General features: G+C 73.2%; 11 protein-coding genes. 1 reads left to right on the forward strand and 10 read right to left on the reverse strand.

Annotation, left to right across the window (positions count from 1 at the left end):
- Positions 1–62 precede the first annotated feature (62 nt).
- The 10 genes from ACFVGY_RS23700 to infC all read right to left on the reverse strand — a co-directional run bounded on the left by ACFVGY_RS23700 (position 63) and on the right by infC (position 11297).
- Entirely contained in the window at positions 63–593 is a 531-nt protein-coding gene (locus ACFVGY_RS23700) for an NUDIX hydrolase (protein ID WP_385680480.1), read from the reverse strand.
- A 52-nt stretch (positions 594–645) separates the two neighbouring features.
- Entirely contained in the window at positions 646–1986 is a 1341-nt protein-coding gene (locus ACFVGY_RS23705; protein ID WP_385680482.1) for a tetratricopeptide repeat protein, read from the reverse strand.
- 361 nt (positions 1987–2347) lie between these two features.
- Positions 2348–3520 carry a PP2C family protein-serine/threonine phosphatase gene (locus tag ACFVGY_RS23710; protein ID WP_385680484.1) on the reverse strand — a complete coding sequence of 391 codons (1173 nt, stop codon included), beginning with the start codon at positions 3518–3520 and terminating at the stop codon, positions 2348–2350.
- Positions 3521–3686: 166 nt separating this feature from the next.
- Positions 3687–6215, reverse strand: a complete 2529-nt coding sequence (gene pheT / locus ACFVGY_RS23715; protein ID WP_385680486.1) for a phenylalanine--tRNA ligase subunit beta — start codon at positions 6213–6215, stop codon at positions 3687–3689.
- Positions 6215–7345 carry a phenylalanine--tRNA ligase subunit alpha gene (gene pheS / locus ACFVGY_RS23720; RefSeq protein ID WP_385680488.1) on the reverse strand — a complete coding sequence of 377 codons (1131 nt, stop codon included), beginning with the start codon at positions 7343–7345 and terminating at the stop codon, positions 6215–6217. Before pheS ends, pheT begins: the two co-directional genes overlap by 1 nt.
- A 154-nt stretch (positions 7346–7499) precedes the next feature.
- Complete coding sequence (locus ACFVGY_RS23725) at positions 7500–8690, reverse strand: ATP-binding protein (protein WP_385680490.1); 1191 nt, start codon at positions 8688–8690, stop codon at positions 7500–7502.
- Between the two features lie 56 nt (positions 8691–8746).
- Positions 8747–9610, reverse strand: coding sequence for a TrmH family RNA methyltransferase (locus ACFVGY_RS23730; RefSeq protein WP_385680492.1), 864 nt, complete (start codon positions 9608–9610; stop codon positions 8747–8749).
- Between the two features lie 191 nt (positions 9611–9801).
- The gene (gene rplT, locus ACFVGY_RS23735; RefSeq protein ID WP_385680494.1) at positions 9802–10194 is read right to left on the reverse strand and encodes a 50S ribosomal protein L20; all 393 of its coding nucleotides are present in this window, start codon (positions 10192–10194) and stop codon (positions 9802–9804) included.
- Between the two features lie 98 nt (positions 10195–10292).
- Positions 10293–10487 carry a 50S ribosomal protein L35 gene (rpmI, locus tag ACFVGY_RS23740; RefSeq protein ID WP_114056849.1) on the reverse strand — a complete coding sequence of 65 codons (195 nt, stop codon included), beginning with the start codon at positions 10485–10487 and terminating at the stop codon, positions 10293–10295.
- Between the two features lie 105 nt (positions 10488–10592).
- Positions 10593–11297, reverse strand: coding sequence for a translation initiation factor IF-3 (infC, locus tag ACFVGY_RS23745; protein ID WP_385680504.1), 705 nt, complete (start codon positions 11295–11297; stop codon positions 10593–10595).
- 353 nt (positions 11298–11650) lie between these two features.
- Between infC and ACFVGY_RS23750 the strand changes: the two genes are divergently transcribed.
- Positions 11651–12028 (forward strand): DUF1844 domain-containing protein, encoded by a 378-nt coding sequence (locus ACFVGY_RS23750; RefSeq protein WP_361096121.1) that lies wholly within the window; start codon positions 11651–11653, stop codon positions 12026–12028.
- Positions 12029–12320 lie beyond the last annotated feature (292 nt).

Genomic DNA, 12320 nt, shown 5'->3' on the forward strand with positions numbered 1-12320 from the left:
TCCGCCGCGGCGGTCGCCCCGGAGGAACCGGCCCGGGTGGTCGCCGCCGGGCGGGACGGGGGTCAGCCGAGGCGCAGATGGTGCAGGAGGAGCAGCCCGGCCGCCGTGTTCGCGGCCGGAACCTCGCCGCGGGCGATCATCTCCGGGACGAGCTTCAAGGGCACCCACTCGCGCCGCGAGGACTCGAAGTCGTCCTCGGGATGGCCGACGTACGTGGCCCCCTCCGCCCAGAAGAGGTGGTGGCGGGCGTCGGTCAGCCCGTTGGAGGGCTCCACGGTCATCAGGGGGCGCAGCGGGCCGGGCCGCCAGCCCGACTCCTCCTCCATCTCCCGGGCCGCCGCACCAGCGAGGTCCTCGCCGTCCTCGACCACGCCCGCGGGCAGTTCCCAGCCCCAGCTGTCGGTGATGAAGCGGTGCCGCCACAACAGCAGCACCTCGTCCGCCTCGTTGACGGCGGTGGCGGCCGCGACCGGCCGCAGCCGGATCACGAAGTGGTCCAGGTGCCGGCCGTCGGGGAGTTCCACATCGGCGCGGTTCACGTCGAACCAGCGGTTCCTGTACACGGTCTGCTCACTCAGGTTCGTCCACTGCACGGTTCTGCCGCCTTCCGGATCGTCGGTGGCAACATGGCAGCAGCCGCACCGGTCACAGCGGAACGCGCAGCGCCCCGTCGATGAGCCGGGCCGTCTCCTCGGCACCCTGGCAGCCGCTGCTCAGCAGCTGCTCGCGCACGGCCCGCAGCCGGTCCCGCAGCCGCAGCGACTCCATCCCCTTGGCCCGCTCGGCCATTTCGGCCGCCGTGGCCACCGCCCCGTCCGCCTCCCCCTGGCGCAGCTGGATCTCGCACAGCATCGCGAGCCGGTGGACCCGCCCGCGGTCGTGGGCCGGGGTGCCGACCGCGGCGGTCGCCTGCTCGTGCGCGGCGTCGAGGTCCCCGAGGCTCAGCAGTGCTTCGGCCACCTGTACGTTGACCAGCCCGGGCTGGACGTACCCGGTCTCGTCCGGCTCCGAGCCGGGCCGGATCCGCTCGGCGGCCGCCTCGGCGTGCCGGATGCAGGCCAACGCTGCGGCCGGGTCGCCGAGTTGGGCGTACGCCTTGGCCTGCATCGCGTAGAGGTCGGCGGTCAGCGCCGGGGTGGTGTCCCGGCCGGCGGAGCGCAGTGCGGCCTCGGCGAAGGCGACTGCCTGGCGGTGTTCGCGCAGGTGCAGGGACTGGTTGACGAGCAGCGCGATGACGTAGGCGCCGAGCCCCCGGTCGCCGCTGGCCTTGGCCAGCCGCAGCGCCTGGTGGAAGTAGCGCTGGGCGAGGCCGTGGGCGTCCGAGTCGTACGCGCAGATCCCCGCGACGGCGACCAGGGATCCGGCGGCCCGGTGCAGCCTGCGGCCCAGGGCGTCGGGGTAGCTGCCGCGCAGCACGGGCGCGGTCTCGCTGCCGAGGAAGCGGACGATGCGGGCCCGGGTGGCGACCCCACCGGTCCGGCGGTACATCAGCTCGTAGTGGGCGCGGGCGGCCCGCAGGATCTCGATGTGCTCCGGCCCGATCCGCAGCGGCCCGTCGCGGGACACGTCGGCGTCCTCGGGCGGGTTCTCCCACTCCCAGACGGGGATCACCGCGGGTGTGCCGGTGACCGCCTCGGTGGTGAGCAGCGGGAAGCGCCCCTGCTGGTCGGAGCGCCACAGGGCGGCGGCCCGGTCGACGAAGCCCTGGAGCGGGGAGGAGTGCGGGGCGGCGGGCTGGCCCGGGACCCCGAACCCGACGTCGTCCAGGGAGACCGGGCGGCGGAGCCGGCCGCCGAGCACCTCGCAGATCAGGTCGGGGACCTGGCCGCGCGGCCGCTGGCCCTTCAACCACCGGGTGACGGCGGTGTGTTCGTAGCGCAGGGCGAGACCGCGGGAGCGGCCCGCCTGGTTCACGTGCGCGGCGAGTCCGGCGTGGGACATGCCCGCCTCGGCGAGGAGGGCGTCGAGCAGGGCGTTGGGCTGCATGGGCCCCTCCAAGGGCTCGTCGGTCTCAGGCTAGTGGGTGCGGGGTTCACACGGGGTGTGAACCGAGTACGCGCATAAATGCGATACGCACTCTGCCGCTGGGGGCTCCGGGAGCGGTTCACTGAAGAGCCTCGCCAAAGAGGCAGCCCGGGTCGTCGGCTCCCCCTCGTACAGTGCGACGACCCGCACCGCGCCGCCCGGCCTGTTGTCTGCCCGACACTCCACGGCAGGCGGGCGGCGCGCCTCGGCCCCGCCGGCGCCCGGTTGGTCACCGGGTCCCGGCAGGGGCCGGGAGGAACGCGCGCCGGGCCCTCCCACCGGGGCCCGGTGTGCGGTTCCGGTTGCCGTCCGGGTACGGGGTTCAGGCGCAGCGGTCGCTGCGGAGGACCAGCAGGGCCACATCGTCGGTGAGCCGCCCGCCGGTGTGGCGCAGCAGTGCGGCGTGCACGCCCGCGACCAGCCGCGCGGGGGTGGGCGCCGGCTGCCGGGCCAGGAGCCCGGCCAGGACGCGGGGCAGCGGGAAGAACCGGCCGGCGGCGTCGCGGGCGTCCTCGGCGCCGTCGGTGTGCAGGAACAGGACGTCGCCGGGGAGCAGTTGGCCGCACTCCCCCGCCACCAGCCCGTCGGGCACGGGCACCACCCCGAGCGGTGGCAGGGGATCGCCCCCGTCGAGCACCCGCACTCCCTCCGGAGCGGGTGCCTCCTCCGCTTCCCGCCCCGCAGCCGGCCGGAACGCACACCCTCTCCTCGTCCATGGCCCGGCCCTTGCCGGCCCCGCCGGCGGGCGCGGCGCGGGCACGGAGAGCACCACTCGGTTCCGGGACGGGGCGGCGGCGTACGGAACGGCCCCGCAGGGCTCCAGCGGCTCGTCCGGGCGGCGCAGCAGGATCGGCCACGGGTGCCCGCAGTTGAGGGCCGTCACGGCACCGTCCCGCCCGATCTCCAGCAGCAGCACGGTCACGAACTCCTCCGCGGACGGGGATTCGGGCGCGGCCTGACAGGCGGACGGGTGTTCCGCCCGGGCCCGCTCCCGTACGTGCCGGCCGAGCGCCCGCTCCATGCGCCGCAGCACCCCGGCCAGCGAGGCCTCGTCGTAGGCCGCCTCCCGGAAGGCGCCCAGCACCGCGGCCGCGGCCGCCAGCGCCGGGAGACCGTGCCCGCGTACGTCCCCGATGACGACCCGCACCCCGTGCGGGGTGGGCACGGCCTCGTACAGGTCGCCGCCGACCGCCGCGCCCCGGCTGGCCGACAGCTGGGCCGCCGCCACCGCGAGGCCCTCGATCCGCCCCGGCAGGGGCCGCAGCAGGGCCCGCTGGGCAGCGCCCGCGATCTCCTGGGAGCGTCTGAGCCGGGCCTTCAGGCCGCGCCGGACGTGCTGGGCGCAGCCGGCGGCGAGGAGCAGGAAGGCGGCGCAGCTGGCGAGGCCGGCCCACAGCGGCCGCCCGGGCGTGAACAGCTCCCAGGACACCGCGGCGCCGCCCCACGCGAGGACGCCCGCCCGGCGCAGCTGGGGCATCTCCCCACGCGTGATCATCCTTGGGACTCCCGTGTCCGGTCCCGGTCACCCGGCCGCCTCGATTCTCGCGAGCCGGCCCGCCCCGGGACACGGCCGAGGGCCGTTCTCACCCGAATGAGTGAGGGGCGCATCCGGTTCACCGGATACGCCCCTCACCTGGCCCTACGCGGGACTCAGCACGCGACTAGGCGCCGCGCAGCACCGCCCCGGTGCGCTCGCCGGCCAGCGCCACCGCCGCGTCACGGGCGGCCGTGGACTCCTCGACCGTCAGCGTGCGGTCGGCCGCGCGGAAGCGCAGCGCGTACGCCAGGGACTTCTTGCCCTCACCCACCTGCTCGCCGGTGAACACGTCGAACAGCCGCAGCGACTCCAGCAGTTCGCCCGCACCCTTGCGCAGGGCCGCCTCGACGTCGGCCGCCGGGACGGACGCGTCGACGATCAGCGCGACGTCCTGGGTCGCCACCGGGAAGGAGGAGATCCGGGGCGCCTCCACGGCCTCGCCGCCGGCCGCCGCGAGGCGGTCGAGGTCGAGCTCCATCGCGCTGGTGCGGGCCGGCAGGCCCAGTGCCTTCACGACGCGCGGGTGCAGCTCGCCGGCGTGGCCGATGACCTGCTCGACCCCGTCGAGGGTGACGACGAGCTCGGCGCAGCGGCCCGGGTGCCAGGGGCCGTACTGGCCCTGGCGGACCACCAGCTCCGCACCGGCCTCGACGGCCAGCGCCCGCGCGGCCTGGACCGCGTCCGCCCAGTCGGCCGGGCGGCCCTTGCCCCACCAGCCGGCCTGCTCGCGCGCTCCGGCCAGCACGACCGCGGCGTACCGCGGCTGGGCCGGCAGGGCGGCGTCGAGCGTGGCGATCTCCTCGTCCGTGGGACGGCGGTCGACGGGCAGCCGCACCGCGACGCCCGGCCGGTCGCCGGCCCGGAAGACCGAACCGGTCTCGAACAGGGCGAGGTCGTGGCTGCCGCGGCTGTCGTTGCGGCGCAGCGCGTGGAGGAGGCCCGGCAGCAGCGTGGTGCGCAGCGCCGGCTCCTCGTCGGAGATCGGGTTGACCAGCTTCACGACCCGGCGGGCGGCGTCGTGCGCGGGCAGCTGGAGCTGGTCGAAGACCTGCTCGCCGAGGAACGGGTAGTTCAGCGCCTCGACGTAGCCCGCGCCGGCCAGCGCCCGGCCGACCCGGCGGTGCAGCTGCTGGCGGGCGGTCAGACCGCGGCCCGACGGCACCTGGGGCAGGGTCGACGGGAGGTTGGCGTAGCCCTCCAGCCGGATGACCTCTTCGGCGAGGTCGTTCGGCTCGGCGAGGTCGGGCCGCCACGACGGGACGGTGACGACGAGCTCGTCCTGGCCGTAGACGTCGCAGCCGACCTCCTGGAGGCGGCGGACGACGGTCTCGCGGCCGTAGTCCACGCCCGCGACCTTGTCCGGGTGGTCCGCGCGCATCGCGACGGTGCGCGGGGCGCCCGGGGCGACGAGCTCGGTCACGCCGGCCTCGGCGGTGCCGCCGGCGAGCAGCACGAGCAGGTCGACGGTCCGCTGCGCGGCCGCGGAGGCGGCCTGCGGGTCGACGCCGCGCTCGAAGCGCTTGGAGGACTCGGAGGACAGCTTGTGGCGGCGGGCGGTGCGGGAGATCGCGATCGGGTCGAAGTGTGCGGCCTCGACGACGACGTCCGTGGTGCCGGTGACCTGGCCGGTCTCCGGGTCCGTGAGGGAGTCGGCGATCTCGGTGTCGGCACCGCCCATGACACCCGCGAGCCCGATCGGCCCGCTGTTGTCGGTGATCACCAGGTCCTCGGCGTCGAGGGTCCGCTTGACCCCGTCGAGGGTGGTGAACTTCTCGCCCTGCTCGGCCCGCCGGACGCCGATGGCGCCGTCCAGGCGGGAGCGGTCGTAGGCGTGCAGCGGCTGGCCCAGCTCCAGCATCACGTAGTTCGTGACGTCCACGGCGAGGGAGATCGGACGCATGCCCGCCTTCTGCAGGCGGCGCTTGAGCCAGATCGGGGACTTCGCCTCGGGGTCGAGGCCCGTGACGGTGCGCGCGGTGAAGCGGTCGCAGCCGGACGGGTCGTTGATCTTGACGAGGTAGCCGTAGGAGTTGGGCGCCGGGACGTCGAGCAGCGCCGGGTCGCGCAGCGGCAGGCCGTACGCGGTGGCGGTCTCGCGGGCCACACCGCGCATCGACAGGCAGTAGCCGCGGTCCGGGGTGACGGCGATGTCGAGGACCTCGTCGACGAGCTCCAGGAGCTCGATCGCGTCGGTGCCGACCTCGTGCTCCGGCGGCAGCACGATGATGCCGTGTGTGCCGTCGTCGCCCATGCCGAGCTCGTCGCCCGAGCAGATCATGCCGTGCGAGTTCCTGCCGTACGTCTTGCGCGCGGCGATGGCGAAGTCGCCGGGCAGGACCGCACCGGGCAGCGCCACGACGACCTTGTCGCCGACGGAGAAGTTGCGGGCGCCGCAGACGATCTCCTGGGGCTCGCCGGTGCCGTTGGCGCGGCCGACGTCGACGGTGCAGAAGCGGATCGGCTTCTTGAAGCCCTCCAGTTCCTCGATGGTCAGCACCTGGCCGACGGCGAGGGGGCCCGTGAGGTCCGCGCCGAGCTGCTCGACGGTCTCGACCTCCAGACCGGCGTCGATGAGCTTGGCCTGCACGTCACGACCGGTCTCGCCCGCAGGCAGGTCGACGTACTCCCGCAGCCAAGAAAGCGGGACCCGCATCAGATCTCCATCCCGAAGGGTCGGGTGAACCGGACGTCACCCTCGACCATGTCTCGCATGTCTTCCACGTTGTGCCGGAACATCAGCATCCGCTCGATGCCGAAGCCGAAGGCGAACCCGCTGTACTTCTCCGGGTCCACACCGCAGGCGGTGAGCACCTTCGGGTTGACCATGCCGCAGCCGCCGAGCTCGATCCAGCCCTCGCTGGAGCAGGTGCGGCAGGGGCGGTCGGGGTTGCCCACCGACGCGCCGCGACACACGTAGCACTGCATGTCCATCTCGGCGGACGGCTCGGTGAACGGGAAGAAGTTCGGGCGCAGGCGGGTGGTCACGTCCTCGCCGAAGAGCGCCTTGACCATGTGGTCGATGGTGCCCTTGAGGTCGGCCATGGTCAGGCCCTCGTCGACGGCCAGCAGCTCGACCTGGTGGAAGACCGGGGTGTGCGTGGCGTCGAGCTCGTCGGTGCGGTACACCCGGCCCGGGCAGACGACGTACACGGGCGGCTCGCGGCGCTCCAGCAGCGAGCGGGCCTGCACCGGCGAGGTGTGGGTGCGCAGCACGACACCGGACTCGTCGCCCTCGACGCCCTGGGGGCCCTGGACGAAGAACGTGTCCTGCATCTGGCGGGCCGGGTGGTCGGGCGTGAAGTTGAGGGCGTCGAAGTTGAACCACTCCGCCTCGACCTCGGGGCCTTCGGCGACCTCGTAGCCCATGGCCACGAAGACGTCCGCGATGCGGTCCATGAGCGTGGTCAGGGGGTGGCGGGCGCCGGCCGGGACGCGGTCGTACGGCAGCGTGACGTCCACGGCCTCCTCGACCAGCACGCGCTCGTCGCGCTCGGCCTCCAGCTGGGCGAGGCGCTCCGCGTACGCCTTGTTCACGGCGCCGCGGGCCTGGCCCACGCGCTTGCCCGCCTCGGCCTTGGCCTGCGGGGGCAGCGCGCCGATCTCGCGGTTGGCGAGGGCGAGCGGCGAGGTGCCGCCGGCGTGGGCGGTCTTCGCGTGCGCCAGTTCGTCGAGGTCGCCGGCGGCCGCGAAGGCGGCGAGCGCCTCGTCCCGCATGCGCTCGATCTCTTCCGGTTTCAGTGCCTCGACCTCGACAGGGTCGTACGACTTGTTCGGTGCCGACATCTCTTCCCGTACTTCCGATGGGCTGGCTGGAGGTCCCCGCTCGACACAAGGAGCTCGACACAAGGACACAAAGGTGCCAAAGGACGAGTCTACGGGCCGCGGGGGAGGTGAGGAGCCCGAGGGCCGCCTGGCGAGACGCTCCGCAGTGTTGGTGCTACTGCGCGAGGTACGCGGGCGCGCCGACGGGCAGGATAAATCGGAACTCTGCGCCGCCGCCGGGGCCACGGCCGACCGTGATGGTCCCGCCGTGGGCTTCCACGATGCCCTTGACGATGTACAGGCCCAGGCCGGTGCCGCCGCGCTTGCTGCCCCGCCAGAAGCGGGTGAAGACGCGGCCCATCGACTCCTCGGGGATACCGGGGCCCTCATCGGTCACGGTGACGGCGGTTCCCTTCTCGATCTTGCCCGCTGCGTTCGTCAGGCTGGTCGGCGATACGTCGATGGTGACGGTTCCCTCGCCGTGGCGCACCGCATTTTCCAGGAGGTTGCCGAGGATCTGGTCGATCTTGTCCGGGTCGGCCCACAGGGCGGGCAGGGAGCGGCTCACGCGGACGAGGAACCGGTCGGGGGCCTGGCCGTTCGCGGTGAGGGCCTGGACGTGCCGGCCGACGGCGGTGGCGATGTCGACGGGCTGGCGGCGGACCTCCAGGCGCCCGGAGTCGATGCGCGAGATGTCGAGGAGTTCGGCGATCAGGCGGGTGATGCGGCCGGCGTCGGCGTCGACGGTCTCCAGCATCAGGCGCTTCTGGTCGTCGGTGAACCGCTCCCACTTGGCGAGGAGGGTCGCGGTGAACCCCTTGACGGAGGTCAGGGGGGAGCGCAGCTCGTGGGCGACGGTGGCGATCAGCTCGGCGTGGCTGCGCTCGGTGCGGCGGCGGGCCTCGGTGCCGCGCAGGGTGACGACGAGGCGGCGCAGCGGGCCGGTGGGGTGGGCGCGTACGTACCGGGCGGAGACGAGGACCTCGCGGCCGCCGGGGAGCAGGAGGTTCCGCTCGGGCTGGCCGCGGCGGGTGGCCAGGCCGCCGTACGGGTCGGTGAGCGCCCACCAGCGGCGGCCGTCGAGGTCCTCCAGCGGCAGCGCCCGGTCGATGCGGGCGCCGAGGGCCTCGGCGGGGGCGAGGGCGGTGAGGCGGGCGGCGGCGGAGTTGAAGCAGATGACCCGGCCGGTGTCGTCGGCGATGACGAGCCCGTCGGGCAGGTCGTCCGGGTCGATGCCGAGGCCCGTGGGGTCGGCGTTGTCCGGGCCGGTGCGGCCGCTGCCCGGGTGCTGTGCGGGCACGGCTCCCAGGAAGGGCGTCCCGGCCGCGTTCGTGGCCGCTGGCGAGCTGTTCGTACCGACGGTCATGTCCCCGTACCCCACATCTCCGAGTAGCGCAGTGGGCCCCCCGGGCGGCCACATTACTAGCTGGGGGTCACGGAGCGGCACCCTCCGGGCGCCCGCTGTGCACGCGCGGAAGCATAGAGGCACACGGCGGCGGCCGTGGCGAGGTTCAGGCTTTCGGCTTTGCCGTGGATCGGGACGCGTACGACGGCGTCGGCGAGCGCCCGGGTCTCCTCGGGCAGGCCCCAGGCCTCGTTGCCGAAGACCCAGGCCGTGGGGCCGCCCATGGTCCCCGCGTCGAGCTCGGCGTCCAGGTCGTCCTCGCCGGCCCCGTCCGCGGCGAGGATCCGCACGCCGGCCGCGCGCAGCCCCTCGACGGCCCGGTCCACGGGCACGCCGACGGCGACGGGCAGGTGGAAGAGGGAGCCCACGGAGGCGCGGACGGACTTGGGGTTGTACAGGTCGACGGAGGCGTCGGTCAGGACGACCGCGTCGGCGCCGGCGGCGTCGGCGCAGCGGAGCACGGTGCCGGCGTTCCCGGGGTCGCGGACGTGGGCGAGAACGGCGACGAGCCGGGGCCGGGCGGCGAGGATCTCCTCGAACGGCGAGTCGAGGAAGTGGCAGACGCCGACGATCCCCTGGGGGGTGACGGTCTGCGAGACCTCGGCGAGCACCTCGTCGGAGGCGTGGTGGACGCGGACGCCGGCGGCGCGGGCGGCGTCGATGATGTCGCCGTAGCGCTCGGCGGCCTCGACGGTGGCGAACAGCTCGATCAGGGTGGGACCGGTGGCCCCACGGTGCTCGACGGCCTCGCGGACGGCCTGGGGGCCCTCGGCGAGGAAGCGGCGCTCCTTGGTGCGGAAGTTGCGCCGTGCCAGCCGCCTGGCGGCGGCCACCCGCGGGGACCGGGGGGAGATCAGCTCGGCGGGGGCGGGGGTACCCATGGTCGGTCGGCTCTCTTCCGTGCGTACTGCGGGTCTACTGCGGGTCTGACGAGGCGGGGCGGGGTGGGGCGGTTCCGGGCGCCTCACGGCGGCCCCACACGCACCGACCCCACACGCACCGGACCCGCAGGCACAGGGCCTGCGGGTCCGGGCTGAAGCCAGTGAAGGGGCCGGCTGCGTAAGCGCGATGCTTAGGCGGCAGCCGGGGCCTTCGGGGCGTTCACGTCGGCCGGGAGCGCCTTCTGGGCGACCTCGACCAGCGCGGCGAACGCGTTGGCGTCGTTGACGGCCAGCTCCGCGAGGATCTTGCGGTCCACCTCGACGTTGGCGGCCTTCAGACCCTGGATGAGGCGGTTGTACGTCATGCCGTTCTGGCGGGCAGCGGCGTTGATGCGCTGGATCCACAGCTGACGGAAGTCGCCCTTGCGCTTCTTGCGGTCGTTGTAGTTGTAGACCAGCGAGTGGGTGACCTGCTCCTTGGCCTTGCGGTACAGGCGCGAACGCTGACCGCGGTAGCCGGAGGCCGCCTCGAGGATCGCCCGGCGCTTCTTGTGGGCGTTTACTGCCCGCTTGACGCGTGCCACTTTTTAACTCCTTGTAGCGGGGCCGCGGGTGTGTTCACGCGGCCCGAAAGTTCGATGGGGTACCGGTCTTGGCGTCCCGCCCCGGTAGGGGCGGAACGTCAGATGCCGAGAAGCTTCTTGATCTTCGCGGCGTCGCCCGGGGCCATCTCGGCGTTGCCGGTGAGGCGACGCGTCAGCTTGGACGACTTGTGCTCGAGCAGGTGGCGCTTGCCGGCGCGCTCGCGGAGCACCTTGCCGGAGCCGGTGACCTTGAAGCGCTTCTTCGTACCGCTGTGCGTCTTGTTCTTCGGCATGGCGCCGTTATCTCCTCGTCAGTGGCATTCCCAGCCGGTCCGGTACCGGACCGGCTTGCAGGAACGTCATGGTGTGTCGGTGATCCGGGACCGGATGCCCCGGGATCAGGCCTCGGCCTGTGCCTCGCCAGAGGCGTCGGCAGCGGCGTCGGGAGCCTCGGCAGGCGCGACCTCGTCGCCCTCCGCGGCATCCGCTTCCTTGGCGGCGGCCGCACCCTGGCGCTCGGCCTTGCGGGCGGCCTGGGCCTCGCGGGCTTCGGCCATCGCCTCGGTCTTCTTCTTGTGGGGACCGAGAACCATGATCATGTTGCGGCCGTCCTGCTTCGGGTTCGACTCGACGAAACCGAGCTCCTGGACGTCCTCCGCCAGACGCTGCAGCAGTCGGTAGCCGAGCTCCGGCCGGGACTGCTCGCGACCACGGAACATGATCGTGATCTTGACCTTGTCGCCCTGCTTGAGGAACCGAACGACGTGACCCTTCTTGGTGTCGTAGTCGTGCGGGTCGATCTTCGGCCGGAGCTTCATCTCCTTGATGACCGTGTGCGCCTGGTTCTTGCGCGCCTCACGGGCCTTCATGGCCGACTCGTACTTGAACTTGCCGTAGTCCATGAGCTTGCAGACCGGCGGCCGTGCAGACGCTGCGACCTCGACAAGGTCCAGGTCGTACTCCTGCGCGAGTTCAAGCGCCTTCGCAAGCGGGACGATGCCCACCTGTTCGCCGCTGGGACCGACGAGTCGCACCTCAGGGACACGAATCCGATCGTTGATGCGGGGCTCGGTGCTGATGGATCCTCCTCGGTAGCACCACACGGCTGTCAGGCAGACAGCCGCTGACGTCTGTGTCGTCATGACCAACCGCGGCGGGACAACAAAAATGCCCCGACGGGCACAGGCAGGGGCTCCAAGACAACCGGAGCACCGCCGCATGCGAACCGCGGGGCGCAACATCGGGCGGCTTTCCATCGTCCGTACGGAACGATGGATGCCGCCTGACCGGTGACCCGCCGCCCCGGAGGGCGGTCAGGTGGGAGAACGGAGCCTCCACTTGTGGGCCGGGGACTTACGTCTCCGGCCGGTCGTTAGCCCAATATAGCATTCCGCGCCAGACCTGCTCACCCGGTGCCAGGTCAGGGGTCCGCGCGACCCGGCTTATCGTGTGGGACATGACTGACGCGACCCCCTCTCCCGCCGCCGAGGCCGACCAGGCCCCCGACTACGACGCCCTGACGCGTGACATCGCGGACGTGCCCGCCGTCGAGGTGATCACCACGGTGGCCGTGCACCTGCTGAGCGCCGCGGCGGTCAACCTGGGCCTGGACAAGCCGGACTCCGAACACAAGGACCTCGACGAGGCCCGCAAGCTGATCACGGCCCTGGCCGGCCTGGTCACGGCCAGCGCCACCGAGATCAGCTCCTTCCACGCGGCCCCGCTGCGCGACGGCCTGAAGTCGCTCCAGCTCGCGTTCCGCGAGGCGTCGGTCGTCCAGGACGAGCCGGGCCAGGGACCGGGCGAGAAGTTCACCGGACCGGTCTACGCCTGACGGGCGGACACCCTGCCGGGCAGGGCCGGTGCGGTCCGATGCGGTGCGGCGCGGCGCGGCGCGGCGCGGGCCGCCCGGGAACGGCGTCCGAAGGGGCCGGGGTGCGCCCCGGCCCCTTCGGTTCTTCGTGCTTCTTCTCACTCCTCCCGTTCCGCCGGGCCCGCCCGAACGGGAGGAGTGAGCGTCCGCCGACCGGGCAGCGGACGAAGAGCGCCACCCCCCGCGCGCGCTCTTAAAAACAACACCCAGCCCCCCAAACCCCCGGTCCACAGGGGTTGGGGGGGGGGGGGGT

This window comes from Streptomyces sp. NPDC127106, assembly GCF_042677605.1.
Taxonomy (GTDB): Bacteria; Actinomycetota; Actinomycetes; order Streptomycetales; family Streptomycetaceae; genus Streptomyces.

Excerpts from the sequence above, each read along its gene's own strand:
- ACFVGY_RS23725 (WP_385680490.1), bottom strand. The coding sequence starts at position 8,690 with ATGACCGTCGGTACGAACAGCTCGCCAGCGGCCACGAACGCGGCCGGG.
- ACFVGY_RS23750 (WP_361096121.1), top strand. The coding sequence starts at position 11,651 with ATGACTGACGCGACCCCCTCTCCCGCCGCCGAGGCCGACCAGGCCCCC.
- pheT (WP_385680486.1), bottom strand. The coding sequence starts at position 6,215 with ATGCGGGTCCCGCTTTCTTGGCTGCGGGAGTACGTCGACCTGCCTGCG.
- ACFVGY_RS23710 (WP_385680484.1), bottom strand. The coding sequence starts at position 3,520 with ATGATCACGCGTGGGGAGATGCCCCAGCTGCGCCGGGCGGGCGTCCTC.
- pheS (WP_385680488.1), bottom strand. The coding sequence starts at position 7,345 with ATGTCGGCACCGAACAAGTCGTACGACCCTGTCGAGGTCGAGGCACTG.
- ACFVGY_RS23705 (WP_385680482.1), bottom strand. The coding sequence starts at position 1,986 with ATGCAGCCCAACGCCCTGCTCGACGCCCTCCTCGCCGAGGCGGGCATG.
- ACFVGY_RS23730 (WP_385680492.1), bottom strand. The coding sequence starts at position 9,610 with ATGGGTACCCCCGCCCCCGCCGAGCTGATCTCCCCCCGGTCCCCGCGG.
- rpmI (WP_114056849.1), bottom strand. The coding sequence starts at position 10,487 with ATGCCGAAGAACAAGACGCACAGCGGTACGAAGAAGCGCTTCAAGGTC.